At 66.8% G+C, this 26,747-nt stretch carries 25 protein-coding genes; 21 read left to right on the plus strand and 4 right to left on the minus strand.

Annotated features, from left to right (window positions below):
* The 18 genes from WT24_RS35685 to WT24_RS00085 all read left to right on the plus strand — a co-directional run.
* A partial coding sequence (locus WT24_RS35685; protein ID WP_124556541.1) for a DUF3400 domain-containing protein occupies nt 1-86 on the plus strand: 86 nt, incomplete at its 5' end.
* Between the two features lie 85 nt (nt 87-171).
* On the plus strand, nt 172-615 hold the full coding sequence (locus WT24_RS00005; RefSeq protein ID WP_034208761.1) for an HIT family protein: 444 nt from the start codon (nt 172-174) through the stop codon (nt 613-615).
* Complete coding sequence (locus WT24_RS00010) at nt 612-1,025, plus strand: gamma-butyrobetaine hydroxylase-like domain-containing protein (protein ID WP_059504440.1); 414 nt, start codon at nt 612-614, stop codon at nt 1,023-1,025. The genes WT24_RS00005 and WT24_RS00010 overlap by 4 nt, the downstream gene beginning before the upstream one ends.
* 52 nt (nt 1,026-1,077) lie before the next feature.
* Nucleotides 1,078-1,809, plus strand: coding sequence for a bifunctional demethylmenaquinone methyltransferase/2-methoxy-6-polyprenyl-1,4-benzoquinol methylase UbiE (ubiE, locus tag WT24_RS00015; protein WP_059504442.1), 732 nt, complete (start codon nt 1,078-1,080; stop codon nt 1,807-1,809).
* A 41-nt stretch (nt 1,810-1,850) separates the two neighbouring features.
* Nucleotides 1,851-2,882 carry a Tim44 domain-containing protein gene (locus WT24_RS00020; RefSeq protein ID WP_059793978.1) on the plus strand — a complete coding sequence of 344 codons (1,032 nt, stop codon included), beginning with the start codon at nt 1,851-1,853 and terminating at the stop codon, nt 2,880-2,882.
* A 164-nt stretch (nt 2,883-3,046) separates the two neighbouring features.
* The gene (locus WT24_RS00025) at nt 3,047-3,673 is read left to right on the plus strand and encodes an SCP2 domain-containing protein (protein WP_034208365.1); all 627 of its coding nucleotides are present in this window, start codon (nt 3,047-3,049) and stop codon (nt 3,671-3,673) included.
* Between the two features lie 12 nt (nt 3,674-3,685).
* Nucleotides 3,686-5,263 carry a ubiquinone biosynthesis regulatory protein kinase UbiB gene (ubiB, locus tag WT24_RS00030; RefSeq protein WP_059504446.1) on the plus strand — a complete coding sequence of 526 codons (1,578 nt, stop codon included), beginning with the start codon at nt 3,686-3,688 and terminating at the stop codon, nt 5,261-5,263.
* A 17-nt stretch (nt 5,264-5,280) separates the two neighbouring features.
* Complete coding sequence (locus WT24_RS00035) at nt 5,281-5,907, plus strand: SAM-dependent methyltransferase (RefSeq protein WP_060030347.1); 627 nt, start codon at nt 5,281-5,283, stop codon at nt 5,905-5,907.
* Nucleotides 5,908-6,002: 95 nt separating this feature from the next.
* Nucleotides 6,003-6,356, plus strand: coding sequence for an FmdB family zinc ribbon protein (locus WT24_RS00040; RefSeq protein ID WP_060030349.1), 354 nt, complete (start codon nt 6,003-6,005; stop codon nt 6,354-6,356).
* A 61-nt stretch (nt 6,357-6,417) separates the two neighbouring features.
* Entirely contained in the window at nt 6,418-7,068 is a 651-nt protein-coding gene (locus WT24_RS00045) for a DUF502 domain-containing protein (protein ID WP_012329208.1), read from the plus strand.
* A gap of 67 nt (nt 7,069-7,135) precedes the next feature.
* Nucleotides 7,136-8,938: an aspartate--tRNA ligase gene (aspS, locus tag WT24_RS00050; protein ID WP_006485737.1), complete on the plus strand. Its 1,803-nt coding sequence runs from the start codon at nt 7,136-7,138 to the stop codon at nt 8,936-8,938.
* A gap of 157 nt (nt 8,939-9,095) precedes the next feature.
* Nucleotides 9,096-9,590 carry a dihydroneopterin triphosphate diphosphatase gene (nudB, locus tag WT24_RS00055; RefSeq protein ID WP_060030351.1) on the plus strand — a complete coding sequence of 165 codons (495 nt, stop codon included), beginning with the start codon at nt 9,096-9,098 and terminating at the stop codon, nt 9,588-9,590.
* Nucleotides 9,587-10,861, plus strand: a complete 1,275-nt coding sequence (gene clsB / locus WT24_RS00060) for a cardiolipin synthase ClsB (RefSeq protein WP_059793984.1) — start codon at nt 9,587-9,589, stop codon at nt 10,859-10,861. The genes nudB and clsB overlap by 4 nt, the downstream gene beginning before the upstream one ends.
* Before the next feature lie 199 nt (nt 10,862-11,060).
* Nucleotides 11,061-11,660, plus strand: a complete 600-nt coding sequence (locus WT24_RS00065; RefSeq protein WP_006485742.1) for a TetR/AcrR family transcriptional regulator — start codon at nt 11,061-11,063, stop codon at nt 11,658-11,660.
* 58 nt (nt 11,661-11,718) lie between these two features.
* Nucleotides 11,719-13,506 (plus strand): acyl-CoA dehydrogenase C-terminal domain-containing protein, encoded by a 1,788-nt coding sequence (locus WT24_RS00070; protein ID WP_059504456.1) that lies wholly within the window; start codon nt 11,719-11,721, stop codon nt 13,504-13,506.
* Nucleotides 13,507-13,619: 113 nt separating this feature from the next.
* Nucleotides 13,620-16,055: a 3-hydroxyacyl-CoA dehydrogenase/enoyl-CoA hydratase family protein gene (locus WT24_RS00075; RefSeq protein WP_059504458.1), complete on the plus strand. Its 2,436-nt coding sequence runs from the start codon at nt 13,620-13,622 to the stop codon at nt 16,053-16,055.
* Nucleotides 16,056-16,086: 31 nt separating this feature from the next.
* A complete protein-coding gene (locus tag WT24_RS00080) occupies nt 16,087-17,286 on the plus strand; it encodes an acetyl-CoA C-acyltransferase (protein WP_059504460.1) in 1,200 nt (399 codons plus the stop codon).
* Between the two features lie 91 nt (nt 17,287-17,377).
* The gene (locus WT24_RS00085) at nt 17,378-18,145 is read left to right on the plus strand and encodes an enoyl-CoA hydratase (protein ID WP_060030353.1); all 768 of its coding nucleotides are present in this window, start codon (nt 17,378-17,380) and stop codon (nt 18,143-18,145) included.
* Between the two features lie 52 nt (nt 18,146-18,197).
* Here WT24_RS00085 and fdhD read toward each other — a convergent pair whose 3' ends face one another.
* A complete protein-coding gene (gene fdhD / locus WT24_RS00090; protein ID WP_059504603.1) occupies nt 18,198-19,022 on the minus strand; it encodes a formate dehydrogenase accessory sulfurtransferase FdhD in 825 nt (274 codons plus the stop codon).
* Nucleotides 19,023-19,142: 120 nt separating this feature from the next.
* Between fdhD and WT24_RS00095 the strand changes: the two genes are divergently transcribed.
* A complete protein-coding gene (locus tag WT24_RS00095; protein WP_059504464.1) occupies nt 19,143-19,625 on the plus strand; it encodes a nitrate reductase associated protein in 483 nt (160 codons plus the stop codon).
* 35 nt (nt 19,626-19,660) lie between these two features.
* On the opposite strand, the gene WT24_RS00100 is transcribed toward WT24_RS00095, so the two are convergent.
* On the minus strand, nt 19,661-20,056 hold the full coding sequence (locus WT24_RS00100; RefSeq protein ID WP_006485741.1) for an acyl-CoA thioesterase: 396 nt from the start codon (nt 20,054-20,056) through the stop codon (nt 19,661-19,663).
* Between the two features lie 174 nt (nt 20,057-20,230).
* On the opposite strand from WT24_RS00100, the gene WT24_RS00105 reads away from it, so the two are divergent.
* Nucleotides 20,231-22,102, plus strand: coding sequence for an ABC transporter ATP-binding protein/permease (locus WT24_RS00105; protein ID WP_060030355.1), 1,872 nt, complete (start codon nt 20,231-20,233; stop codon nt 22,100-22,102).
* 234 nt (nt 22,103-22,336) lie between these two features.
* On the opposite strand, the gene murU is transcribed toward WT24_RS00105, so the two are convergent.
* Entirely contained in the window at nt 22,337-23,059 is a 723-nt protein-coding gene (gene murU / locus WT24_RS00110; protein ID WP_060030357.1) for an N-acetylmuramate alpha-1-phosphate uridylyltransferase MurU, read from the minus strand.
* A 22-nt stretch (nt 23,060-23,081) separates the two neighbouring features.
* Complete coding sequence (locus WT24_RS00115) at nt 23,082-24,131, minus strand: aminoglycoside phosphotransferase family protein (protein WP_059793992.1); 1,050 nt, start codon at nt 24,129-24,131, stop codon at nt 23,082-23,084.
* Between the two features lie 221 nt (nt 24,132-24,352).
* Between WT24_RS00115 and WT24_RS00120 the strand changes: the two genes are divergently transcribed.
* Entirely contained in the window at nt 24,353-26,713 is a 2,361-nt protein-coding gene (locus tag WT24_RS00120; protein WP_059793994.1) for an LPS-assembly protein LptD, read from the plus strand.
* Nucleotides 26,714-26,747: the final 34 nt, after the last annotated feature.

Genomic DNA, 26,747 nt, shown 5'->3' on the forward strand with positions numbered 1-26,747 from the left:
TCGCGCGCCAGGTGCTCGGCGAGAACTGGATGGCCGATTATGTCGCACGGGCGAACCATGGCGGGATCGAGCGCGTGCTGGTCTAATGCGGACATGACGACCGCCCGACCGGGCCGGAAATGAGCGGGCGCCGGCGCAGCCATGCCGGCGCCGGTCCACATGGGAGCGACGATGGAATGCGTGTTTTGCCGTGAAGACGGCGGCGAGGTGCTCTGGCAGGACGAGGCGCTGCGCGTCGTGCTCGCGACGGGCGAGCACGACTACCCGGGTTTCTGCCGGGTGATCTGGGGCGCGCACGTGGCCGAGTTTTCCGATCTCGGCGAGCCCGAGCGGGCACACTTGATGCGCGTGGTCTATGCGGTCGAGCGGGCCGTGCGCCGCGTGATGCAGCCGAACAAGGTGAATCTCGCGAGCCTCGGCAACATGGTTCCGCACGTGCACTGGCACGTAATTCCGCGCTTTTCCAACGATGCCCATTTCCCGCAGCCCGTGTGGGCGCCGCGCCAGCGCAGCGTGTCCGAGGCGCTCCTGCGCTCGCGCGCGGCGCAGGCCTCGCTGCTGCACAATGCGGTGCGCGAGGAAATTCAACGCATGACCGATTCGAGGCAGCCATGAGCGGTTTGACTTCCACGACGCCGATTCCGTCCGGCGTCGTCGTGCACGCGGTATCGCGCGTGCTCGAATTGCAGTACCCGAACGGCGAGAGTTACCGGATTCCGTTCGAGCTGATGCGCGTGTATTCGCCGTCGGCCGAGGTGCGTGGCCACGGGCCCGGCCAGGAGACGTTGCAGACCGGCAAGCGCGAAGTGACGATCACCGCGCTCGAAGGCGTAGGCAACTACGCACTGCAGCCGACGTTCTCCGACGGCCATTCGACCGGCATCTACTCGTGGGACCTGCTGTACGAACTGGCGACGCGGCAGGACGCGCTGTGGCGCGACTATTTCGACAAACTGAAGGCGGCGGGCGTCGAGCGCGACGCGCCGATGCAGGCGGCCAGCGCGCCGCACGGCCACTGCCACTGAAATCGACGGCGCCCGCTCGGCGCCGTCTTGGCATTTACTGAGGATCAACGCGATGAGCAAAACCCACTTCGGCTTCGAAAGCGTCGAGGAAAACGAAAAAGCGAAGAAAGTGGCGGGCGTGTTTCATTCGGTCGCGAGCAACTACGATCTGATGAACGACCTGATGTCGGCGGGCATGCACCGCGCGTGGAAGGCGTTCACGATCGCGCAGGCGAACGTGCGCCCCGGCTTCAAGGTGCTCGACATCGCGGCCGGCACCGGCGACCTGACCAAGTCGTTCGCGAAGGCGGCCGGGCCGACGGGCGAGGTCTGGCATACCGACATCAACGAATCGATGCTGCGCGTCGGCCGCGACCGGCTGCTCGACAAGGGTATCGTGACGCCGTCGCTGCTGTGCGACGCCGAGAAAATTCCCTTTCCGGACAACTACTTCGACGTGGTCACCGTCGCGTTCGGGCTGCGCAACATGACGCACAAGGATGCCGCGCTGGCCGAGATGCGCCGCGTGGCGAAGCCCGGCGGCCGCGTGATGGTGCTGGAATTCTCGAAAGTCTGGGATCCGCTGAAAAAAGCGTACGATCTGTATTCTTTCAAAGTATTACCGTGGCTTGGCGACAAGTTCGCGAAAGATGCTGAAAGTTATCGGTATCTTGCTGAATCTATCCGGATGCACCCCGATCAGGACACGCTGAAGACGATGATGGAACAAGCGGGCCTCGACGCCGTCAAATATTACAATTTGTCAGGTGGCGTGGTAGCTTTACACCTAGGGACCAAGTACTAAGGGGTTCTTTCCATACATTCGCCTTACATCTGGAGAAGCTGATGTCCGAATCGCGTTCGTTGTTCAACCGTAGCAAGCCGTCGAAGCCGTGGGCTCGACGGGTCGGCACGCTGCTGATGGTCGGCCTGCTCACGGCCGGCACGTTCGCATCGCTCGACGCCGAAGCCCGGCGCATGGGCGGCGGGCGCAGCATCGGCCGCCAGAATTCCGCCGTCACGCAGCGCCAGGCCACGCCGCCCGCGCAGCAGCCGATGCAGCAGGCCGCGCCGTCGCAGGCGCAGCGCGCGAACCCGGCTGCGCCCGCGCCGGCCGCGCAGCCCAACCGCTCGCGCTGGCTCGGGCCGATCGCCGGTCTCGCGGCCGGCCTCGGCATCGCGGCACTGCTGTCGCACTTCGGCCTCGGCGGCGCATTCGCGAGCATGATGGCGAACGTCATCGTGATCGCGTTGCTCGCGATGGTCGGCATCTGGCTGATCCGCAAGTTCATGAACCGCCGTCGCCCGCAGGAGCCGGCGTATTCGGTCGGCGGTGCCGCATCGTCGTCCGGCGGCTACTCGCAAAGCCCGTCGTTCCAGCAGGGCAACACCGGCAGCAACTACGCGGGTAGCGGCAGCAGCTACGCGAACGAAGCGCAGGGCGTGTTCGGCGGCGGTGCGGCGGCCGCCGGCGCGGCCGCGGCGGCAACGGCACCGCTGCAGGTGCCGGCTGGCTTCGACACCGAAGCGTTCCTGCGCAGCGCGAAAGTCTATTTCGTGCGCCTGCAGGCGGCATGGGACCAGGGCAACCTGGCCGACATCCGCGAGTTCACGACGCCCGAAATGTTCGCCGAGATCAAGATCGACCTCGATTCGCGCGGCAACGACGCGAACCAGACCGATGTCGTGCAGCTCGACGCGGAATTGGTCGCGATCGAGGATCGCGGCATCGAGCAGTCGGCGAGCGTGCGCTTCCACGGCCTGATCCGCGAATCGGCGAATACGTCGGCTGCGCCGTTCGACGAGGTGTGGAACCTGTCGAAGTCGGGCGGTCAGGGCTGGCTGCTCGCGGGTATCCAGCAGATCAACACGCACTGAGCGTGGCCGGCGGCCCGCCCCGCCGGGCGCTTGGGTGACGGCCGCCGCACTGCGACCGCTTGCCGCCCGGGTGTACGGTCAGGCACGGTCTGCCGCCGATCCGACGTTACAATAGAAACCCGCGTGGGCGCCCGGCCTGCGCGGGTTTTTTCTTTCCCAGCCCGATGACCTTTGCCGCCAAGCCTTTTGCTGCTGCCGTCAATCACTTGCTCGCGCGCGAATCATGGGCGCGCGATCGCCTGATTCCCTATGCGGGCAAGACTGCCCGGATCGACGTGTCTCCCGTCACGCTCACGCTGCTGGTGCAGCCCGACGGCTATCTGTCGGCCGTCGACGCGCACGATGCGCAACGGGTCGACGTGTCGATCGCGCTGGCCGGCGACACGGTCGCCGCATTTCTGCAGGGCGGCCAGGCGGCCGTGATGAAGCACGTGAAGATCGAAGGTGACGCGGAGTTCGCGACGCAGATCGCGAAGCTGGCCGAGCACCTGCGCTGGGAACCGGAAGAAGATCTCGCGAAGCTGGTCGGCGACGCGGCGGCGCACCGGATCGCGACGGTCGTGCGCGACGCCGGCGCGCGCGCACGCCGCACCGGCCGCAACGTGCTCGATTCCGTCGCCGAATACTGGCTCGACGAGAACCCGCAAGTCGTCCGGCGCGCGTCGCTCGGCGGCTTCGACGCCGAACTGGCGCGCGCACGCGATGCGCTCGCGCGGGTCGAAAAGCGGGTCGAGCGACTCGAACAAAAAATCGGCGCGCGCACGGGTTCCGGCCCGCGCGGCGCGCACTGAGGGCCGCAGGGCATGCGCATTTTCCGTTTCATCAAGATTGTCTACACCGTCATCCGTTTTGGTCTCGACGAAGTGATGCTGTCCCGGATCGACGACCGGCGCGTGAAGCTGCTGTTGCGGATCACGACGATCGGCCGCCGCTACTCCGATCCGCCCGCCGTGCGGCTGCGCCACGCGCTCGAAAGCCTCGGCCCGATCTTCGTGAAGTTCGGCCAGGTGCTGTCCACGCGCCGCGACCTGCTGTCGGTCGATTTCGCGAACGAGCTCGCGAAGCTGCAGGACCAGGTGCCGCCGTTCGATTCGGCGGTCGCGATCGCGATCATCGAGAAGTCGCTCGGTGCGCCGGTCGACGAGCTGTTCGACGAATTCGAGCGCGAGCCGATCGCGAGCGCGTCGATCGCGCAGGTGCATTTTGCGAAGCTGAAGCAGGGCACGCATGCGGGTAAGGCCGTCGCCGTCAAGGTGCTGCGCCCGAACATGCTGCCGGTGATCGATTCCGACCTCGCGCTGATGCGCGACATTGCGACGTGGACCGAGCGCATGTGGGCCGACGGCCGGCGCCTGAAGCCGCGCGAGGTCGTCGCCGAATTCGACAAGTACCTGCACGACGAGCTCGACCTGATGCGCGAGGCCGCCAACGGCAGCCAGCTGCGCCGCAACTTCGCGGGCCTCGACCTGCTGCTCGTGCCCGAGATGTTCTGGGATTTCTCGACGTCGCAGGTGCTCGTGATGGAGCGCATGACGGGCGTGCCGATCAGCCAGGTCGAGACGTTGCGCTCGGCTGGCGTCGACATCAAGAAGCTCGCGCGCGAGGGCGTCGAGATCTTCTTCACGCAGGTGTTCCGCGACGGCTTTTTCCATGCGGACATGCACCCCGGCAACATCCAGGTGAGCCTCGATCCGGAGACGTTCGGCCGCTATATCGCGCTCGATTTCGGGATCGTCGGCGCGCTGTCCGATTTCGACAAGAATTACCTCGCGCAGAACTTCCTCGCGTTCTTCAAGCGCGACTACCACCGCGTCGCGACGCTCCACCTCGAATCGGGCTGGGTGCCGCCCGAGACGCGCGTCGAGGAGCTCGAAAGCGCGATCCGCGCGGTGTGCGAGCCGTATTTCGACCGCGCGCTGAAGGACATCTCGCTCGGCCAGGTGCTGATGCGGCTGTTCTCGACGTCGCGCCGCTTCAACGTCGAGATCCAGCCGCAGCTCGTTCTGCTGCAGAAGACGATGCTGAACGTCGAAGGGCTCGGCCGCTCGCTCGACCCCGAGCTCGACCTGTGGAAGACCGCGAAGCCGTATCTCGAGCGCTGGATGACCGAGCAGATCGGCCTGCGCGGCTGGTACGAGCGGTTCAAGGTCGAGGCGCCGCAGTGGAGCAAGACGCTGCCGCAACTGCCGCGCCTGATCCACCATGCGATGGCCGCCCGCCACGACGCGCCGCGCGCCGCGAGCGAGGAGTTGATGCGCCAGATCCTCGTCGAGCAGAAACGGACGAACCGGCTGCTGCAGGCGTTACTGGTCTTCGGCCTGGCCGTCGGCGTCGGCGCGCTCGTCGCGCGCGTGCTGCTCGCGCTCGCGTACGGCGCTTGATCGAAAGGAGCACGGCGATGTCCGATCCGAAGCAACCAGCCGCACCGTCGGCCGCCGAATTCGCGACGCGCGACCCGGGCAGCGCGTCGTTCTGGAACGAGCGCTTCGAACGCGGCGTGACGCCGTGGGAATTCGGCGGCGTGCCGGACGGGTTCCGCGTGTTCGCGCATCGGCTCGAGCCGTGCGCGGTGCTGATTCCCGGCTGCGGCAGCGCGCAGGAGGCCGGATGGCTCGCGCAAGCCGGCTGGCCGGTGCGTGCGATCGATTTCGCCGCGCAGGCGGTCGCTGCTGCGAAGGCGCAGCTCGGCGCGCATGCGGGCGTCGTCGAACAGGCCGATTTCTTTCAGTACCGTCCGCCGTTCGACGTGCAGTGGGTGTATGAGCGTGCGTTCCTGTGCGCGTTGCCGCCGAGCCTGCGCGCCGGCTATGCGGCGCGGATGGCCGAGCTGCTGCCCGCGGACGGATTGCTGGCCGGTTATTTCTTCCTGGTGGCGAAACCGAAGGGGCCGCCATTCGGGATCGAGAGAGCGGAACTCGACGCGTTGCTCGCGCCGCACTTCGAGCTGGTCGAGGATTTGCCGGTGACCGATTCGCTGGCCGTGTTCGACGGGCACGAGCGCTGGCTCACGTGGCGTCGCCGCTGATGCGCGGGCGCCGCGGCCATTGCCGGAGCGCGCCGGGGTTTCGGCTATAATTCAAGGTTTTGCAAGCCGTTTCCAGTTTCTGCGGGAAAAATATCATGCCGATCTACGCCTATCGATGCGAAGCGTGCGGTTTCGCGAAGGACGTGCTCCAGAAGATGAGCGCCGCGCCGCTGTCGCAATGTCCTGAATGCGGGAAGGATACTTTTCGCAAACAGGTGACCGCCGCCGGTTTCCAGTTGAAGGGCTCGGGGTGGTATGTCACCGATTTCCGCGGCGGCTCGGGCGGCGCCAGCGCACCGGCGACGGCGTCGGGCGACGCGGCGCCGGCAGCGCCCGCGGCGCAAGCCGCACCTGCCGCGGCCGCGTCTGCTGCGGCGAGCGGTTCGGGCAGCACCACGACGACGAGCGCCGCGCCGGCTCCGGCCGCGACGCCCGCCGCCGGCAGTTGACCGTCGCGGCCCGGCCGGGTCGCGACCAACCCGCGCTTCCGGCGCGGTTCATTGACGGCAGATGATGAAAAAGACGACCCTGAAAACGGTGTTCCTGACCGGCCTGCTGGTTCTCGTCCCGCTCGCGATCACGCTGTGGGTGCTCGGCCTCATCATCGGCACGATGGACCAGACGCTGCTCCTGCTGCCCGAATCGTGGCAGCCCGAGCGGATGCTCGGCTTCCATCTGCCGGGGATCGGCGCGGTGCTGACGCTCGCGTTCATCTTCGTGGTCGGGCTGGCCACGCAGAACTTCATCGGCCAGAAGCTCGTCACGTGGTGGAACGCGGTCGTGCGTCACATCCCGGTCGTCGGGCCGATCTACACGAGCGTCAAGCAGGTATCGGACACGCTGCTGTCGAGCAGCGGCAATGCGTTCCGCAAGGCGCTCCTGATCGAATACCCGCGCCGCGGCTCGTATACGATCGCGTTTCTGACCGGCACGCCCGGTGGCGACGTGGTCAACCATCTGACGGAAGAGTACGTGAGCGTGTACGTGCCCACGACGCCGAACCCGACGTCGGGCTTCTTCCTGATGCTGCCGAAGAGCGAAGTCATCGAACTCGACATGTCGGTCGATGCCGCGCTCAAGTACATCGTCTCGATGGGCGTCGTGGCGCCTTCGGCGCCGGTTCCGGCGCCCGCCCGCCGTCCCGTCGAGCCGCCGCTGTAAGTAAAGAATCATCGCCCGGGCCGCGCGTTGCGGCGCCCGTTGATCAAACCGAACGAAAGCAAACATCATGTCGATGCGTACTGAATACTGCGGTCTCGTGACCGAACACCTGCTGGGCCAAACCGTGTCGCTGTGCGGCTGGGTGCAGCGCCGCCGCGATCACGGCGGTGTGATCTTCATCGACCTGCGCGATCGTGAAGGCCTCGTGCAGGTGGTGTGCGATCCGGATCGCGCCGAGATGTTCGCGACCGCCGAAGGCGTGCGCAACGAGTTCTGCGTGCAGATCAAGGGTCTCGTGCGCAATCGTCCGGAGGGCACGGTCAACGCCGGCCTGAAGAGCGGCAAGATCGAAGTGCTGTGCCACGAACTGAACGTGCTGAACGCGTCGGTCACGCCGCCGTTCCAGCTCGACGACGACAACCTGTCGGAAACGACGCGTCTCACGCATCGCGTGCTCGACCTGCGCCGCCCGCAGATGCAGCACAACCTGCGCCTGCGCTACCGCGTCGCGATCGAGGCGCGCAAGTACCTCGACGAGCAGGGCTTCATCGACATCGAAACGCCGATGCTGACGAAGAGCACGCCGGAAGGCGCGCGCGACTATCTCGTGCCGTCGCGCGTGAACGCGGGCCAGTTCTTCGCGCTGCCGCAGTCGCCGCAGCTGTTCAAGCAGTTGCTGATGGTCGCGAACTTCGACCGTTACTACCAGATCACCAAGTGCTTCCGCGACGAGGACCTGCGCGCCGACCGTCAGCCGGAATTCACGCAGATCGACTGCGAGACGTCGTTCCTCGGCGAGCAGGAAATTCGCGATCTGTTCGAAGACATGATCCGTCATATCTTCAAGACGACGATCGACGTCGAGCTCGACGCGAAATTCCCGGTGATGCCGTACTCGGAAGCGATGGCGCGCTTCGGTTCGGACAAGCCGGACCTGCGCGTGCAGCTCGAATTCACCGAGCTGACCGACGCGATGAAGGACGTCGATTTCAAGGTGTTCAGCACGCCGGCCAACGCGAAGGACGGCCGGGTCGCGGCGCTGCGCGTGCCGAAGGGCGGCGAGCTGTCGCGCGGCGACATCGACGGCTACACGGAATTCGTGCGCATCTACGGCGCGAAGGGCCTCGCATGGATCAAGGTCAACGAGAAGGCGAAGGGCCGCGACGGGCTGCAGAGCCCGATCGTCAAGAACCTGCACGACGCATCGATCGCGGCGATCCTCGAGCGTACCGGCGCCGAAGACGGCGACATCATCTTCTTCGCTGCCGACCGCGCGAAGGTCGTCAACGACAGCCTCGGCGCACTGCGCCTGAAGATCGGCCATTCGGAATTCGGCAAGGCGAACGGTCTCGTCCAGGCCGGCTGGAAGCCGCTGTGGGTCGTGGACTTCCCGATGTTCGAGTACGACGACGAAGATGCGCGCTACGTCGCCGCGCACCATCCGTTCACGAGCCCGAAGGACGAGCACCTCGAGTACCTCGAGACCGACCCGGGCCGCTGCCTCGCGAAGGCGTACGACATGGTGCTGAACGGCTGGGAAATCGGCGGCGGCTCGGTGCGTATCCACCGCGAGGAAGTGCAGAGCAAGGTGTTCCGCGCGCTGAAGATCGGCGCCGAGGAAGCGCAGGCGAAGTTCGGCTTCCTGCTGGACGCGCTGCAGTACGGCGCGCCGCCGCACGGCGGTATCGCATTCGGTCTCGACCGCATCGTCACGATGATGGCCGGCGCCGATTCGATCCGCGACGTGATCGCATTCCCGAAGACGCAGCGTGCGCAGGATCTGCTCACGCAGGCGCCGAGCCCGGTCGACGAGCGTCAACTGCGCGAGCTGCACATCCGTCTGCGTCAGCCGGAGCAGCCGAAGGCGTAACGTGCTCTTCGCAGGTCGTGTGAGCGGTCACGCCCACGCGGCACCGATGAAAAAGGCGCAGCGATGCGCCTTTTTCGTTTTTTGCGGTACAGTCGCAGCACTTGCCGCACGTTCGGAGCACGGGTCCATGCACGGCCCTGTGCCGCATGAAACAAAGATGACGAAGCCGCCGAAAATCCCCGAATCCGTTCTCGTCGTGATCTACACGCCCGAGCTCGATGTGCTCGTGATCAAGCGTGCCGACCAGCCCGATTTCTGGCAATCGGTGACCGGCTCGAAGGACGCGCTCGACGAGCCGCTCGCAGTCACCGCCGCGCGCGAAGTGGCGGAGGAGACCGGCATCGCGATCGGCACGCCGGACGTGCCGCCCACCGCGCTCGTCGACTGGCATCACCGGATCGAATACACGATCTATCCGCAATACCTGCACCGCTATGCGCCGGGCGTCACGCGCAACGTCGAGCATTGGTTCGGCCTGTGCGTGCCGCATCGCATCGACGTGACGCTGTCGCCGCGCGAGCATGTCGATCATGCGTGGCTGCCGTTCCGCGAAGCGGCTGCACGTTGCTTCTCGCCGTCGAACGCCGAAGCGATCCTGCAATTGCCCGCGCGTGTGGCGCTCGCGCGGGCGCCGCACGGCTCGTCCGCATGAATGCGGAAACCCGCAAGCGCTTCGCGCAATTGCGGCAGATGTTCCTGCAGGAGCGCGGCTCCGCGTCGCGGCTCGCGTTTACGGCCGGCAATACGGTGCGGCTGTGCGAAACCGGCGGCGAATTCTTCCGGGCGCTCATCGAACGGATCGACGCCGCCCGCGAGCAGGTGATGCTCGAAACCTACATCTTCTGCGACGACGAGGCCGGTCGCCCGGTGTCGGACGCGCTGATCCGCGCGGCGCAGCGCGGCGTGCGCGTGCGCGTGATCACCGACGGCATCGGCACCGCGCGCCTGCCGCTGTTCGACACGTGGGCCGAGTCCGGCGTCGAGCACTGCATCTACAACCGCTTCCTGTTCGGCCGCTTCGGCTTCTCGCGCACGCACCGCAAGCTCGCGGTGATCGATCATGCGGTCGCGTTCTGCGGCGGCATCAACATCGTCGACGACTACACGCAAGGCAGCGCGACGCTGCCGTTTCCGCGCTGGGATTTCGCGGTCGAGATGGCCGGCCCCGCGGTGTCGGACGTGCGCGCCGCATTCGAGCTGCAGTGGCACCGGATCCAGTTCGGCCACAAGCCGTATGCGCAGTACGCGGCCGGGCTGCACGGCGGCGAAGCGTTCCCGGACATGTTCCGGCGCTGGATGCGCAGCCACCGGTGGATCAAGGCCGGCGCGCTCCGGGTCGTGACCGAGCCGAGCGTCGCGTTCGTCGCGCGCGACAACGTCGTGAATCGCCGCGCGATCGAGAAGGCCTATCTCGCGGCGATCGGCCAGGCCCGCCAGCGGATCCTGCTCGCGAATCCGTATTTCATGCCGGGCCGCAAGCTGCGCCGCGCGCTGACGGGCGCGGCGCGACGCGGCGTCGACGTGCGGGTGCTGATCGGCCGCAAGGAGTTCGCGGCGCTCGATACGGCCGTGCCGTTCCTCTATCACACGCTGCTGCGCGCGGGCGTGCGCGTCGCCGAATACGACAAGACGATCCTGCACGGCAAGGTCGCCGTGATCGACGACAACTGGGCGACGGTCGGCTCGTCGAATCTGGACGCGCTGAGCCTGATGCTGAACAATGAAGCGAATGTCGTGCTGGTGCGCTACGATGCAGTGACGAACCAGTTGCGCGACGCGATCGCCGCTGCGTTCGCCGAAGGCCGCGAGATCGACGCCGCGCGCTACGCCGCGCGCCCGCGCGTCGAGCGGCTGCTGAACTGGCTCGCGTACACCGCGTATCGTGTCGTGATGAAGGCACTGACGGTCGGCGGTTACGACTGACGCAGACTAAGCATTCGCTTCAAAAATCTGTCCGCACGTTCGTGCGGAAAAGCCGCTCCGGTCCCGCCGGAATCGCGCAAAATAGCGGCTCGGTTAGACACCGGTTTCTAATAATTTCCTTGTTTCGAGAGCGGCCGCACTCAATAATAGTACGGCCGTTCGATTTTATTCGAACCCCCGAACGGTTACAGAAAAAGCTATGCGAAAAGGCGAACAGACGCGTGCCGCGATACTCGAAGCTGCTTTGGATCTCGCCAGCCGTGACGGGCTGGAGGGGCTGACGATCGGCCTGCTGGCCGAGCGCATGCAGATGAGCAAGAGCGGCGTGTTCGCGCACTTCGGTTCGCGCGAAGACCTGCAGGTCGAGGTCGTCCGCGAGTATCACCATCGTTTCGAGAACGAGGTGTTCTTTCCGAGCCTGCGCGAGTCGCGCGGTCTGCCGCGTCTTCGGGCGATGCTGGCGCGCTGGATCGAGAAGCGCATCCAGGAGGTGACGACCGGGTGCATCTACATCAGCGGCGCGGTGGAGTATGACGACCGGCCGGACAGCCCCGTGCGCGAGCAGTTGATCGCGAGCGTGACCGCCTGGCGTGCCGCGTTGCTGCGCGCCATTTCGCAGGCGATGGAAGAAGGGCATCTGCGCACGGACACGGATCCGGAACTGATGCTCTTCGAGTTGTACAGCTTCACGCTCGGCCTGCATCACGACGCACGCTTCCTGCATTCGCCGGACGCCGTGCGCCTCACGTGGGCCGCGCTGGAAAAGACGATCGTTTCGTATCAGAGCGAGAGCCGTTAGCGGCGCGTGATCCGCCCGCCAGGAGCTCGAGCCGTTTTGCCCACCTTTGGAGAGAGTCATGGGACAGTACGCCGCGCCGCTGCGCGACATGCAATTCGTGTTGCACGAGCTTCTGAACGTCGAAGCCGAAGTCAAGCAAATGCCCAGGCATGCGGACCTCGACGCCGACACGATCAACCAGGTCCTCGAGGAAGCGGGCAAGTTCTGCTCCGAGGTACTGTTCCCGCTGAACCAGGTCGGCGACCGCGAAGGCTGCACGTATGAAGGCGACGGCGTCGTGAAGACCCCGACCGGCTTCAAGGAAGCGTATCGGCAGTACGTCGAGGCCGGCTGGCCGGCGCTCGGCTGCGATCCGGACTACGGCGGCCAGGGCCTGCCCGCGTTCGTGAACAACGCGCTCTACGAAATGCTGAACTCGGCGAACCAGGCATGGACGATGTATCCGGGCCTGTCGCACGGCGCGTACGAATGCCTGCACGCGCACGGCGCGCCGGAACTCCAGCAGCAATACCTGCCGAAGCTCGTGTCGGGCGAATGGACGGGCACGATGTGCCTGACCGAGCCGCACTGCGGCACCGACCTCGGCATCCTGCGCACGAAGGCCGAACCGAACGGCGACGGCTCGTACTCGATCAGCGGCACGAAGATCTTCATCTCGAGCGGCGAGCACGACATGTCGAAGAACATCGTCCACCTCGTGCTCGCGCGCCTGCCGGACGCGCCGCAAGGCACCAAGGGGATCTCGCTGTTCATCGTGCCGAAGTTCATTCCGGATGCTTCGGGCGAGCCGGGCGAACGCAACGGCATCAAGTGCGGCTCGATCGAGCACAAGATGGGCATCCACGGCAACTCGACGTGCGTGATGAACCTCGACGGCGCGAAGGGCTGGATGGTCGGCGAGCCGAACAAGGGCTTGAACGCGATGTTCGTGATGATGAATGCCGCGCGCCTCGGCGTCGGCATGCAGGGCCTCGGCCTCACGGAAGTCGCGTACCAGAACTCGCTGGCGTATGCGAAGGAACGCCTGCAGATGCGCTCGCTGACGGGCCCGAAGGCACCGGACAAACCGGCCGACCCGATCATCGTGCATCCGGACGTACGCCGCATGCTGCTCACGCAGAAGGCCTACGCGGAAGGCGCGCGCGCGTTCACGTACTGGTCCGCGCTGCAGATCGACAAGGAGCTGTCGCACGCCGACGAAGCGGTGCGCAAGGAAGCGGCCGACCTCGTCGCGCTGCTCACGCCGATCATCAAGGCGTTCCTGACCGACAACGCGTTCGAGTCGACCAACCACGCGATGCAGATCTACGGCGGCCACGGCTTCATCTCCGAGTGGGGCATGGAGCAGTACGTGCGCGATGCGCGGATCAACATGATCTACGAAGGCACGAACTCGATCCAGTCGCTCGACCTGCTGGGCCGCAAGGTGCTCGGCGACATGGGCGCGAAGCTGAAGAAGTTCGGCAAGCTCGTGACGGAATTCGCGGAAGCCGAAGGCGTGAAGCCGGAGATGGCCGAGTTCATCAACCCGCTCGCCGACATCGGTGAAAAGGTCCAGAAGCTGACGATGGAAATCGGCATGAAGGCGATGCAGAATCCCGACGAAGTCGGTGCTGCGGCCGTGCCGTACCTGCGTACCGTCGGCCACCTGGTGTTCTCGTACTTCTGGGCGCGCATGGCGCGCATCGCGCTCGACAACGAAGCATCCGGCGACCCGTTCTACAAGTCGAAGCTCGCGACCGCACGCTTCTACTTCGCGCGCCTGCTGCCCGAGACGGCCGCGACGATCCGCGCCGCGCGCGCCGGTTCGAAGACGCTGATGGAAGTCGACGAATCGCTGTTCTGATGCAAGTCCGGGCGGTGCGCGCCGCACGCCGCCCGAATGCAACGGTTCCTGGTACTCACTTCGCCGTGCAGCCCTCACATTCCGCGCTGCACGACACTATCCGGAGACATCCCGTGAGCAATTTCCTGATTCGCAAGGTCGCCGTGCTGGGCGCCGGCGTGATGGGCGCGCAGATCGCCGCGCACCTCGTCAACGCGCGCGTGCCGGTGCTGCTGTTCGACCTGCCGGCCAAGGAAGGCCCGAAAAACGCGATCGCGCTGAAGGCGATCGAGAACCTGAAGAAGCTGTCGCCCGCACCGTTCGGCGTGAAGGACGACGCGAAGTACCTCGAAGCGGCCAACTACGAAGACGACATCGCGAAGCTGGCCGAATGCGACGTCGTGATCGAAGCGATCGCCGAGCGGATGGACTGGAAGCACGACCTGTACAAGAAGGTCGCGCCGCACATCGCGTCGCACGCGATCTTCGCGACCAACACGTCGGGCCTGTCGATCACGAAGTTGTCCGAAGGTTTCTCGGACGAGCTGAAGTCGCGCTTCTGCGGCGTGCACTTCTTCAATCCGCCGCGCTACATGCACCTCGTCGAGCTGATCCCGACTGCGCACACGCGTCCGGAGATCCTCGACCAGCTCGAAACCTTCCTGACGAGCGTCGTCGGCAAGGGCGTCGTGCGCGCGAAGGACACGCCGAACTTCATCGCGAACCGCGTCGGCATCTTCTCGATCCTCGCGGTGATCACCGAAGCCGCGAAATTCGGCCTGCGCTTCGACGAAGTCGACGACCTGACCGGCAGCCGCCTCGGCCGCGCGAAGTCGGCGACGTTCCGGACCGCGGACGTGGTCGGCCTCGACACGATGGCGCACGTGATCAAGACGATGCAGGACAACCTCGCCGACGATCCGTTCTTCCCGGTCTACCAGACGCCCGCCGTGCTCGCCGAACTGGTGAAGCAGGGCGCGCTCGGCCAGAAGACGGGCGGCGGTTTCTACAAGAAGGAAGGCAAGGCGATCAAGGTGCTCGACGCGAAGACGGGCACCTACGTCGATTCGGGCGCGAAGGCGGACGAAACGGTCGGCCGCATCCTGAAGCGTCCGCCGGCGGAACGCCTGAAGCTCCTGCGCGAGACGGATCATCCGCATGCGCAATTCCTGTGGTCGATCTTCCGCGACGTGTTCCACTACATCGGCGTGCATCTCGAATCGATCGCCGACAACGCGCGCGACGTCGACCTCGCGATCCGCTGGGGCTTCGGCTGGAACGAAGGCCCGTTCGAAGGCTGGCAGGCCGCCGGCTGGAAGCAGGTCGCCGAATGGGTGCAGGAAGACATCGCGGCCGGCAAGGCGCTCGCGAACGTGCCGCTGCCGTCGTGGGTGCTCGAAGGCCCGGTCGCCGAGAAGGGCGGTGTGCACACGGCCGAAGGCTCGTGGGCGCCGGCGTCGAAGCGTTTCGTGCCGCGCTCGGATCTGGCCGTCTACGGCAAGCAGGTATTCCGCGCGCCGCTGATCGGCGAAGCGGGAGCCGATCCTAAGACCTACGGCAAGACGCTGTTCGAAACCGACGCGGTGCGCGCGTGGGTCGACGACCGTGCGGGTGAAGACGACGTCGTGATCGTGTCGTTCAAGTCGAAGATGAACACGATCGGGCCGAGCGTGATCGACGGCCTCGTGCAGGCGATCGAACTCGCGGAGAAGGACTACAAGGGCGTCGTGATCTGGCAGCCGACGTCGCTGAAGCTCGGCACGCCGGGCGGCCCGTTCTCGGCCGGCGCGAACCTCGAAGAGGCGATGCCCGCGTTCATGATGGGCGGCGCGAAGGGGATCGAGCCGTTCGTGAAGAAGTTCCAGGAAGGCATGCTGCGCGTGAAGTACGCGAACGTGCCGGTCGTGGCGGCCGTGTCGGGCATCGCGCTCGGCGGCGGGTGCGAGCTGATGCTGCACAGCGCGAAGCGCGTCGTGCACGTCGAGAGCTACATCGGCCTCGTCGAAGTGGGCGTCGGCCTCGTGCCGGCGGGCGGCGGCCTGAAGGAAGCGGCGCTGCGCGCGGCGGAAGCCGCGACGGCCGCGAATGCGACCACCGACATCCTGAAATTCGTCACGAAGTCGTTCGAGAACGCGGCGATGGCAAAGGTCTCGTCGTCGGCACACGATGCGCGCGCGATGGGCTACGTGAAGCCGTCCGACACGATCGTCTTCAACGTGTTCGAACTGCTCGACACCGCGAAGAAGGAAGCGCGTGCGCTGGCCGCCACCGGCTACCGTGCGCCGCTGCGCGCGAAGGACGTGCCGGTTGCGGGCCGTTCGGCGATCGCGACGATCAAGGCATCGCTCGTCAACATGCGCGACGGCCGCTTCATCAGCGACCACGACTATCTGATCGCGAGCCGCATCGCCGAAGCCGTGTGCGGCGGCGACGTCGAAGCCGGCAGCCTGGTCGACGAAGAGTGGCTGCTCGCGCTCGAGCGCCGCGCGTTCGTCGAGCTGCTCGGCACGCAGAAGACGCAGGAGCGGATCATGGGCATGTTGCAGACCGGCAAGCCGGTGCGTAACTGAGCGAGCGGACAGAGCGGACAAGGAGTCTGAAATGAGCAAACAATTGCAAGACGCATACATCGTCGCCGCCAGCCGCACGCCGATCGGCAAGGCCCCGCGCGGTGTCTTCAAGAACACGCGGCCGGACGAGCTGCTGGTTCACGCGATCAAGTCGGCGGTCGCGCAGGTGCCCGGTCTCGACACGAAGGTGATCGAGGACGCGATCATCGGCTGCGCGATTCCCGAAGCCGAACAAGGGCTGAACGTCGCGCGGATGGGCGCGCTGCTCGCAGGCCTGCCGCAGACGGTCGGCGGCGTGACGGTCAACCGCTTCTGCGCGTCAGGCATCACCGCGCTCGCGATGGCGGCCGACCGGATTCGCGTCGGCGAATCGGACGCGCTGCTCGCGGGCGGCTGCGAGTCGATGAGCATGGTGCCGATGATGGGCAACAAGCCGTCGATGTCGCCGCACATCTTCGATCGCAACGAAGATTTCGGCATCGCATACGGGATGGGCCTGACGGCCGAGCGCGTCGCCGAGCAGTGGAAGGTGAGCCGCGAGGACCAGGACGCGTTTTCGGTCGAGTCGCACCGCAAGGCGCTCGCTGCGCAGCAGGCCGGCGAGTTCGGCGACGAAATCGCTGCGTACACGATCACCGAGCGCTTCCCGAATCTCGCGACCGGCGAAATCGACGTGAAGACGCGCGAGATCAAGCTCGACGAAGGCCCGCGCGCGGATACGTCGCTCGAAGGCCTCGCGAAGCTGCGCACGGTGTTCGCGAACAAGGGCTCGGTCACGGCCGGCAACAGCTCGCAGACGTCGGACGGCGCGGGCGCGCTGCTCGTCGTGTCGGAGAAGGTGCTCAAGGAATTCAACCTGACGCCGCTCGCGCGCTTCGTGAGCTTCGCGGTGCGCGGCGTGCCGCCGGAAATCATGGGCATCGGCCCGAAGGAAGCGATTCCGGCCGCGCTGAAGGCCGCCGGCCTGAAGCAGGACGACCTCGACTGGATCGAGCTGAACGAGGCGTTCGCCGCGCAGTCGCTGGCGGTGATGCGCGATCTCGGCCTCGATCCGTCGAAGGTCAACCCGATGGGCGGCGCGATCGCGCTGGGCCACCCGCTCGGCGCGACCGGCGCGATCCGCGCGGCGACCGTCGTGCACGGCCTGCGCCGCCGCAACCTGAAATACGGGATGGTCACGATGTGCGTCGGCACCGGCATGGGCGCGGCGGGCATCATCGAACGCCTGTAAGCGGGACGCGACGAAGAGCGACGACGGTGCGCGGGCCACGAGCTCGCGCACCGTTTTTCATTCCGGTAGAGGACAGTTCAAGGAGACGGTTGTGGCCGACATTCAAGTGGAACGCGCCGACGGCGTGATGACGATCACGATCGCGCGCCCGGCGAAGAAGAATGCGCTGACGGCGGCGATGTACCAGACGATGGCCGATGCGCTCGCCGACGCGCAGGAAGACAAGGCGGTCCGCGCGATCCTGCTGCGCGGTAGCGACGGCAATTTCAGCTCGGGGAACGATCTCGAGGATTTCCTGAAGTCGCCGCCGAAGGACGACACCGCATCGGTCTTCCAGTTTCTGGCGCGGATCAGCGGCGCGAGCAAGCCGATCGTGGCGGCCGTGCCGGGCATCGCGGTCGGGGTCGGCGTGACGATGCTGCTGCACTGCGATCTGGTCTACGCGGCCGACACCGCGACGTTCTCGCTGCCGTTCGTGCAGCTCGGGCTGTGCCCGGAAGCGGCGTCGAGCGCCCTGCTGCCGCGCCTGGCCGGCCATCAGGTCGCCGCCGAGAAGCTGTTGCTCGGCGAGGCGTTCGACGCGCTGGAAGCGCACCGGATCGGCATCGTCAATCGCGTGCTGCCGGCGGCCGAACTCGACGCATTCGCGGCGAAGCAGGCGGCGAAGCTGGCGGCGTTGCCGGCGGCTTCACTGCGTGTGACGAAGGCGCTGTTGAAGGATACGGGGGGCGTGGCGACGCCCGCGCGGATGGCCGAGGAAGCGCGCCACTTCGGCGCGATGCTGCGCGCGCCGGAGGCGCGCGAGGCGATGACGGCGTTCTTCGAGAAACGCAAGCCGGATTTCCGTCAGTTCGACTGAACGGAGCAGGCCGCGCCGGCGGTGGCTCGCCGCTGCGCGGCCGCGATCGCGATCAGGCCGTGCCGTAGTCGACGTACCCCGTTTCGCGGCAGAAGCTGACGAGCCGCAAGCCGGCCGCCTTCGCGATCTCGATCGCGAGCGACGACGGCGCGGAGATGGTCGCGACCAGCGGGATGCCGACCCGCGCGGCCTTGCGTACGAGCTCGTAGCTCGCGCGGCTCGACAGGAACACGAAGCCGTCGGTGGGATCGGCACGCGACAGCACGAGCGAGCCGATCAGCTTGTCGAGGGCATTGTGGCGGCCGACGTCCTCGAATGCCGTCCGGATCGCGCCTGTTGCGTCGCACCATGCGGCCGCATGCAGGCCGCCGGTCAGTTTCGTGAGCGCCTGGTGTGCCGGCAGCGCATGCGCTGCACGCGCCAGCGCGTCGGGCGCGAGGCGCGCGAGAAAGCCGGTATCGGGCACGCGTTCGGGCGCAAGGTCGAGCAGGTCGATGCTTTCTATTCCGCAGACGCCGCAGCCCGTGCGCCCCGCGAGCGCGCGGCGCCGGTCCTTCAGCGCGGCGAACGCCTGCTGGACGACTTCCAGGTGGACTTCCGCATGCGGCAGCGGCGCGTCGGCGTGCAGGATCACCTCGATGTCCTTGATGTCGCTGCCGCGCGCGACGATCCCTTCCGAGATCGCGAAGCCGACCGCGAACGCTTCGAGATCGCATGGCGTACACATCATCACCGCGTGCGAGATACCGTTGAAGACGAGGGCGACCGGCCATTCCTGGCCGACGAAGTCGTGTGCGGTCTCGACCGCGCCGCCGCGCGTGCGGCTCACGGGCAGCTCGATCGCGCCGCGCGGTTCGTCTGATTGGGTCGGATTCACGAGCACTCCCGTTGATTCGAAGCACGGTCGGCGACGATCGTGCCGCCGCCCGCGCGCAGAGGTTCTAAAATACCCCAGGCAAGCCGGCCGCGCCGGCATCCGCCACGTCAGGTAACGACCATGGGACTCAGCGACGCTCCGTTGCTCTTCAACTTCGAACACGATTCGTCGGAAAACTTCACGTACATCCCGATGATCGTGCGTTTCAATCTCGACCGCTTCGGGCTGCGGATATCGCTCGAGCAGTGGCAACTGCTGCCGCTCGAGGACCGCAAGCTGCTCGCGCGCTTTCCGGCCGACGACGACACCGCGATCGAGCCCAACTTCGATCACGCGCTGTTCGAAATGCTGCGCACGCACGCCGATCTGGAGCCGTCATGGTTCCAGCCGGACGAGCAGCCGGCCTGGCGCGCCGTCGACGCGGTGCCGGAGTCGCTCGTGCAGCAAAGCGCGCTGGCCGGGCTGCCGGCGCCCGCGCTCGCGCAGTGGCAGCGGCTCGCGCCGTTCCAGCGCTACGTGCTCGTCAAGCTGTCGCGCAAGCCGGCGCTGAATCACGATTTCGTGCCCGCGATGCGGGAGTTCGGGCTGACGGCCGCGCACTGACGGCCGCCTGCCGCGCTGCGGTGCGCCGCCTGCCGTCAGAGCGGCGGCAGTTGCCGCGGCTTGCGGTCGGGCCCGGTCGCGACGTACGTGAGCGTCGCTTCGGTGACCTTCACGACTTCGCCCATCAGGCGCATGCGCTGCGCATACACCTCGACGTCGACCGTGATCGACGTGTTGCCGGTGCGCATGATGGTCGCGTAGAAGCTCAGCAGATCGCCGACGAACACCGGCTGCTTGAACACGAACGAGTTGACCGCGACCGTCGCGACGCGGCCGTTCGCGCGCTGGCTCGCGGGGATCGAACCGGCGATGTCGACCTGCGACATGATCCAGCCGCCGAACACGTCGCCGTGAACGTTCGCGTCGTGCGGTTGCGGGACGACGCGCAGCGCGGGCTGCTTCTGCGGGAGTTCGAGGGTCGAATCGGTCATGGCGGGGCTTTCATCCTGTAATAAATGGGCCGCCGCGCGCAGCGTGGCCGGCGAGGGCGCCGGCAGCGGCGCGAAGCGGCTTCTGCGACAATACAACGTTCGCAAATTGTACGAGAAAGCGCGCGAGCCGGCCGCCGATATGCGCGTCCCGTACCGCCGCACAACCCTTCCCCCATGCGCCGATTTCCCGCTTCCGGCGAGCCCGCGCCGGCTTCGACCGGGCCTCGCAACGACTGGCAGACCATCCGGTCGCTGCTGCCGTACCTGGCCACCTACAAATGGCGCGTCGCGCTCGCGCTCGGCTGCCTGATCGGTGCGAAGGTCGCGAACCTCGGCGTGCCGGTCGTGATGAAGCGCATCGTCGATCATCTGTCCGCCGTGCAGCAGCTCACCGCGCTCGGGCGTGCCGAGCAGTCGGCCGGCATCGTGCTCGCGGGCGGCGTCGGGCTGCTGGTCGTCGCGTATGCGCTCGTGCGGCTGTCGACGTCGCTCTTTACCGAGCTGCGCGAAATCCTGTTCTCGAAGGTCGCCGAGAGCGCGGTGCGTCAGCTCGCGCTGCAGGTGTTCCGGCATCTGCACGGGCTGTCGCTGCGGTTTCACCTCGAACGCCAGACGGGCGGCATGTCGCGCGACATCGAGCGCGGCACGCGCGGCATCCAGCAGCTGATTTCGTATTCGCTGTACAGCATCCTGCCGACGCTCGTCGAGGTCGGGCTTGTGCTCGGCTTCTTCGTGGTCAAGTACGAGGCCTACTACGCGTACGTGACGTTCGCGGCGCTCATCACGTACATCGTGTTCACCGTGAAGGTCACCAACTGGCGCACGCATTTCCGCCGCACGATGAACGAACTCGATTCGCGCGCGAACTCGCGGGCGATCGACTCGCTGATCAACTACGAGACGGTGAAGTACTTCGGCAACGAGGAGTGGGAGGCGCAACGCTACGACGAGAACCTGAAGCGCTACCGCAAGGCCGCGATCCGCTCGCAGAACTCGCTGTCGGTGCTGAACTTCGGCCAGCAGGCGATCATCGGCACGGGGCTCGTGTTCATCCTGTGGCGCGCGACCCAGGGCGTGCTCGCGGGCAAGCTGACGCTCGGCGATCTCGTGCTGATCAACACGTTCATGCTGCAACTGTACATTCCGCTGAACTTCCTCGGCGTCGTCTATCGCGAGCTGAAGCAGAGCCTGACCGACATGGACCGGATGTTCGGGCTGCTGACGGCGCCGAAGGAAGTGGCCGACCGGCCCGATGCGCCGCCGCTCGCGGTGGCCGGCGCGCAGGTGCGCTTCGAGCACGTGAACTTCGCGTACGAGCCGTCGCGGCAGATCCTGCACGACGTGACGTTTACGATCGAGGCCGGCACGACGACCGCGGTGGTCGGCCACAGCGGTTCGGGGAAATCGACGTTGTCGCGGCTGCTGTTCCGCTTCTACGATCTCGACCGGCAGGCGGGCGGCGCGATCCGGATCGACGGCCAGGACATCCGCGACGTCACGCAGGAATCGCTGCGCGCATCGATCGGGATCGTGCCGCAGGACACCGTGCTGTTCAACGACTCGATCTACTACAACATCGCGTACGGCCGGCCGACCGCGAGCCGCGACGAAGTGATCGCGGCCGCGCGCGCCGCGCACATCCACGACTTCATCGAGAGCTTGCCGAAGGGCTATGACACGCCGGTCGGCGAGCGCGGGCTGAAGCTGTCGGGCGGCGAAAAGCAGCGCGTCGCGATCGCGCGGACGCTGCTGAAGGATCCACCGGTGCTGCTGTTCGACGAAGCGACGTCGGCGCTCGATTCGCGCTCGGAACGCGCGATCCAGCACGAACTCGATCAGATCGCGCGGCATCGCACGACGCTCGTGATCGCGCACCGGCTGTCGACGGTCGTGCACGCGCAGCAGATTCTCGTGATGGACCACGGGCGGATCGTCGAGCGCGGCACGCACGACGAACTCGTGCGCGCCGACGGGCTGTATGCGCAGATGTGGGCGTTGCAGCAGCAACGCGCGGCGGCCGGCGGGGAAGAGGCCGAGGCCGCGTGAGCGCGGGTGTCGCGACGCGGCGTGGGGCGGGAGCGGGCGGTGTGCCGGCTGTCGGGCAGCGTGGGGTCGTCACCGCCGGGTGAGCCGGCGGGGCGTTCCCGACATTCGATCGCGGATCGGTTCGCGGCCGGTCGACCGGGCGCCACATCGGCCCGTCACCTCATCGAGCCGTCACCGTCACCCCATCGGCCGCCGCGCCGGCGAACCGGTAGTCGGCAGTCGGCCGCGAAACGATCAGCCCGCGGCGGTGCGCAGCCGCGCGTCGAGTTCGCCGAGCTGCGCGGGCGTGCCGACGTTCTCCCAGATCCCTTCGTACAGTTCGCCGCTCGCGCGGCCGGCTTCGATCGCCGCGCGATAGTACGGCGTCAGCGCGCGCCGCGTGCCGGGCGCGAGGTCGCGGAACATCCGCGTGTCGTACAGGCCGATGTTGCCGAACGTGAAGCGCGCAGAGCCGTCGAGCGCGAGACGGCCATCGTCGCCGAGCGCGAAGTCGCCGGCCGGATGGAACGGCGGGTTCGGCACCATCACGAGGTGCATCGCCGGCGTGTCGAGCGCGGCCATCCGGGCGGCGCGCGGCGCGAGCGTCCGGTAGTCGAACGCGCAGTACACGTCGCCGCTGACGGCCGCGAACACGGCCGGCTGCCCGTCGCGCTCGAGCAGCGGCAGCGCCTGCGCGATGCCGCCGGCGGTTTCCAGCGCGTCGCCCTCGGCCGAATACGCGAGCCGCACGCCCCAGCGCGAACCGTCGCCGAGCGCGGCCTCGATCTGCTCGCCGAGCCATGCGTGGTTGATCACGATGGTCTCGATGCCCGCACGCGCGAGCGCCTCGATCTGCCACACGATCAGCGGCTTGCCGCCGGCTTCGAGCAGCGGCTTCGGGCAGGTGTCGGTGAGCGGGCGCATCCGCTCGCCGCGTCCGGCGGCGAAGATCATCGCCGTGGTCAGGGTAGTGCTCATGTTCGACGGGGTGTGAGGACGGTCAGAACGTATAGCCGACGTCGGCCGGCGCGTTGCCCTCGAGCTCGTCGAGCAGCTTCGCGAACGGCACGAGCGGGCGGTAGCGTAGCGCGACCTTGCGCGCGTACGCGAGGAAGCGCGGCAGGTCGGCGAGGTAATGCGGCTTGCCGTCGCGGTAGTTGATGCGCGCGAACAGGCCGAGGATCTTGATATGGCGCTGCAGCCCCATCCATTCGAGCTGGCGGTAGAACTCGCCGAAGTCGGGATCGACCGGCAGGCCGGCCTTTTTCGCCTTTTCCCAGTAGTACGCGAAGCAATCGAGCTCGAACTCCTCGTCCCAGCTGATGAATGCGTCGCGCAGCAGCGACACGACGTCGTACGTCAGCGGCCCGTACACGGCGTCCTGGAAGTCGAGCACGCCCGGGTTCGGCTCGCACACCATCAGGTTGCGCGGCATGAAGTCGCGCAGCATGAAGCCTTGCGGCTGCGCATGCGCGCTCGCGACCAGCAGCGCGAACGTGCGGTCGAGCGTGCCGCGCATCGCGTCGGTGACGGGTTTGCCGAGGTGGCGGCCGATGAACCATTCGGGCAGCAGCTCCATTTCGCGGCGCAGGAACGCTTCGTCGAACGGCGGCAGCACGTCGGGCTTCGACGTGAGCTGGAAGCGGATCAGCGCATCGAGCGCGGCGCGCATCAGCGTTCGCGCGGCGGCCGGATCGGCCGGATCGAGCACCGAGATGTACGACGTGCGGCCGAGGTCGGTCACGAGCATGAAGCCCGCGTCGAAATCGTGGGCCAGCACGTCCGGCACGTGGTCGCCGGCCGCGGCGAGCAACTGCGCGACCTGGACGAACTCGCGGCACTTCTCGGGCGGCGGCGCATCGACCGCGATCAGCGTGCCGCCGGCGCTGGTGGCCGATGCGACGCGGAAATAGCGGCGGAAACTGGCGTCCGACGACGCGGGCGCGAGGGTCGACAGATCGAGCGCGTAGCGCTCGGCGAGCGGGCGCAGCCACGCGGTGAGCGCTTCGAGGCGGGCGTCGGGCTGGGATGCGGCGGATGGGGGCGTCATGAAACTCGGCGGAGGGGGGAACGTCTTGCCATATAATACCCCACGACTTTTTTGACGCGCCCCGCGTCAGCTTCCGCCGTGCAGGCTCGCCGCCTGTCGCGCCGTCCGCCCGATCGCCTCCCCGGTTTGCGAAGAGCCGCAGTCGCGGCTCGACGGCGCGGGCTGCCGCGCGACGGTGCCGTGCAGGCGCGGTTGACAAGGGGCGATTCGCCAAACGATAGATGCCGCCCAAACCGCTATTCCCGAATGTTTTCCCCGGTGACGGGGCGCCGCGCAAACGGCGGCTCGCGCTCGCGCTCCTGGCCGTGCCCGGCCTCGTGCCGGCCGTGTCGTACGCGCAGCTGACGGGTGCGGCTGCGCAGCCGCAGCCGCTCGACTCGCCGTGGGATCTGCGTCTCGCGCCCCAGCTCGAGGATCATCCGCTGAAGGACGGCGCGAAGCCGGCCGCTTTCGTGATCGCCGACCATACGAGCGGCACCGCCGAGCAGGACCTCGCCGCGAAGGGTTCGGCCGAGCTGCGGCGCGGCGACGCCGTCGTGAAGGCCGACGCGATCCACTACGATCAGGATACCGACATGGCCGATGCGTACGGCCAGGTCAAGGTGATCAACGGCGGCACGTCGTTCGCGGGCCCCGAGGCGCACCTGAAGATCGAGGCGAACCAGGGCTTCATGACCGCGCCGAAGTATCACTTCAACGTGACGGGCGGGTCGGGCAGCGCGGAGCGCGTCGACATGGTCGACAACGAGCGCTCGGTGTTCGTCAACGGCACGTATACGGCGTGCCAGTGCTCGACGAACCCCGCGTGGTACATCAAGGGCAGCCGCTTCGATTTCGATACGGGCGCCGACGAGGGCACCGCGCGCAACGGCGTGCTGTTCTTCCAGGGCGTGCCGATCTTCGCGAGCCCGTGGATGACGTTCCCGCTGTCGGGCGAGCGGCGCAGCGGCCTGCTGCCGCCGACGTTCTCGATGAACTCGAGCAACGGCTTCGAGCTGACGCTGCCGTACTACTTCAACATCGCGCCGAACCGCGATCTCACGCTCACGCCGCGCATCATCTCGCGGCGCGGCGTGATGACCGAAGCGACGTTCCGCTACCTGTCGCCGTCGTATTCGGGCACGTTTACGGCCAATTACCTGCCGGACGACCGGCTCGCGCACCGCAACCGCTACGCGATCTACTGGCAGCACCAGCAGAACTTCGGCGGCGGCTTCGGCGGCTACGTCTACTTCAACAAGGTCTCGGACAACACGTATCCCGAAGACCTCGGGTCGTCGAACCAGTTCATCAACGGCACGCAGACGCTGTACCAGCAGGAAGCCGGCCTCACGTACAACAACGGCCCGTGGTCGGTGCTCGCGCGCTACCAGCACTGGCAGACGCTGCCGCCGTCGATCGCGCCGTACAGCCGCGAGCCGCAGTTGAACGTGAAGTACACGAAGTACAACGTCGGCGGCTTCGACTTCGGCGCGGAAGCCGACTATTCGCGGTTCCGCATCACGACCGCCGATGCGACCCAGGGCGACCGGATCGTCTTCAACCCGTACATCTCGTACGGCGTGTACGGCCCCGGCTACTTCGTCGTGCCGAAGGTCCAGTACCACTTCGCGTCGTACGACCTGAACTACCTGTCGTCGACCACGCCGAACAACCCGAAGCGCTTCACCGAGTCGATCCCGACCGTGAGCTTCGATTCGGGGCTGATCTTCGATCGTTCGGTGCGCCTGTTCGGCCAGGACTTCATTCAAACCCTCGAGCCGCGCCTGTACTACGTGTACACGCCGTATCGCGATCAGTCGAACGCGCCGCTGTTCGACACCGCGGAATCGGACTTCGGCCTCGCGGAGATCTACCAGCCGAACACGTTCGTCGGCAACGACCGGATCGCCGATGCGAACCGGATCACGGCCGGCCTCACGTCGCGCTTCATCGATCCGCGCACCGGCGACGAGCGCGCGCGCTTCGTGATCGCGCAGCAGTACTACTTCGCCGATCAGCGCGTCACGCTGAACCCCGGGCAGAGCGCCGTGCTGGCGCGCCACTCGGACCTGATCGTCGGCGCCGCGCTGAAGCTCGGTTCGGGCTTCATGTCGGAAACGGCGTTCCAGTACAACCAGAACAACAACCAGCTCGTGAAGTCGAGCGTCGGTTTCGGCTACAGCCCGGGCGAGCGCCGCGTGATCAACGTCGGCTACCGCTATACGCGCGCGAACACCACGCTCGACAATCAGCCGATCAACCAGTTCCTGGTGTCCGCGCAATGGCCGCTCACGCGCCGCCTGTATGCGATCGGCCGTTTCAACTACGACCTCGCCGGAGATCGCGTGGTCGACGGTCTGGTCGGCTTACAATACGACGCGGATTGCTGGGCGCTCGGGGTCGGGGTGCAGCGGGCCGCGAACGGCATCAATTCGTCGGGACAGCAGAACTCGTCGACGCGATTCATGATGCAGCTGACGCTCAAGGGCTTGTCGACCATCGACAACGGCCTCGTGTCCGCATTCCGCGCCGGGGTGCCGGGCTACACGCCGTTGCCGCCGCCGCCGCCGCCGATGTCCCGCTTCAGCAACTACGAGTAACGCCGGCATGTCTGCACCGGTCAGCACGATTTCA

This window comes from Burkholderia sp. MSMB1078WGS, from assembly GCF_001528895.1.
In the GTDB taxonomy this organism is placed as follows: domain Bacteria; phylum Pseudomonadota; class Gammaproteobacteria; order Burkholderiales; family Burkholderiaceae; genus Burkholderia.

Bases quoted from the DNA above. Each gene is read 5' to 3' on its own strand.
- WT24_RS00095 (WP_059504464.1), top strand. From the start codon at position 19,143: ATGGGACTCAGCGACGCTCCGTTGCTCTTCAACTTCGAACACGATTCG.
- WT24_RS00040 (WP_060030349.1), top strand. From the start codon at position 6,003: ATGCCGATCTACGCCTATCGATGCGAAGCGTGCGGTTTCGCGAAGGAC.
- WT24_RS00070 (WP_059504456.1), top strand. From the start codon at position 11,719: ATGGGACAGTACGCCGCGCCGCTGCGCGACATGCAATTCGTGTTGCAC.
- WT24_RS00005 (WP_034208761.1), top strand. From the start codon at position 172: ATGGAATGCGTGTTTTGCCGTGAAGACGGCGGCGAGGTGCTCTGGCAG.
- WT24_RS00010 (WP_059504440.1), top strand. From the start codon at position 612: ATGAGCGGTTTGACTTCCACGACGCCGATTCCGTCCGGCGTCGTCGTG.
- WT24_RS00045 (WP_012329208.1), top strand. From the start codon at position 6,418: ATGATGAAAAAGACGACCCTGAAAACGGTGTTCCTGACCGGCCTGCTG.
- aspS (WP_006485737.1), top strand. From the start codon at position 7,136: ATGTCGATGCGTACTGAATACTGCGGTCTCGTGACCGAACACCTGCTG.
- WT24_RS00100 (WP_006485741.1), bottom strand. From the start codon at position 20,056: ATGACCGATTCGACCCTCGAACTCCCGCAGAAGCAGCCCGCGCTGCGC.
- WT24_RS00120 (WP_059793994.1), top strand. From the start codon at position 24,353: ATGCCGCCCAAACCGCTATTCCCGAATGTTTTCCCCGGTGACGGGGCG.
- WT24_RS00065 (WP_006485742.1), top strand. From the start codon at position 11,061: ATGCGAAAAGGCGAACAGACGCGTGCCGCGATACTCGAAGCTGCTTTG.
- murU (WP_060030357.1), bottom strand. From the start codon at position 23,059: ATGAGCACTACCCTGACCACGGCGATGATCTTCGCCGCCGGACGCGGC.
- WT24_RS00080 (WP_059504460.1), top strand. From the start codon at position 16,087: ATGAGCAAACAATTGCAAGACGCATACATCGTCGCCGCCAGCCGCACG.
- ubiE (WP_059504442.1), top strand. From the start codon at position 1,078: ATGAGCAAAACCCACTTCGGCTTCGAAAGCGTCGAGGAAAACGAAAAA.
- WT24_RS00115 (WP_059793992.1), bottom strand. From the start codon at position 24,131: ATGACGCCCCCATCCGCCGCATCCCAGCCCGACGCCCGCCTCGAAGCG.
- WT24_RS00020 (WP_059793978.1), top strand. From the start codon at position 1,851: ATGTCCGAATCGCGTTCGTTGTTCAACCGTAGCAAGCCGTCGAAGCCG.
- WT24_RS00105 (WP_060030355.1), top strand. From the start codon at position 20,231: ATGCGCCGATTTCCCGCTTCCGGCGAGCCCGCGCCGGCTTCGACCGGG.
- clsB (WP_059793984.1), top strand. From the start codon at position 9,587: ATGAATGCGGAAACCCGCAAGCGCTTCGCGCAATTGCGGCAGATGTTC.
- WT24_RS00025 (WP_034208365.1), top strand. From the start codon at position 3,047: ATGACCTTTGCCGCCAAGCCTTTTGCTGCTGCCGTCAATCACTTGCTC.
- ubiB (WP_059504446.1), top strand. From the start codon at position 3,686: ATGCGCATTTTCCGTTTCATCAAGATTGTCTACACCGTCATCCGTTTT.
- WT24_RS00035 (WP_060030347.1), top strand. From the start codon at position 5,281: ATGTCCGATCCGAAGCAACCAGCCGCACCGTCGGCCGCCGAATTCGCG.
- nudB (WP_060030351.1), top strand. From the start codon at position 9,096: ATGACGAAGCCGCCGAAAATCCCCGAATCCGTTCTCGTCGTGATCTAC.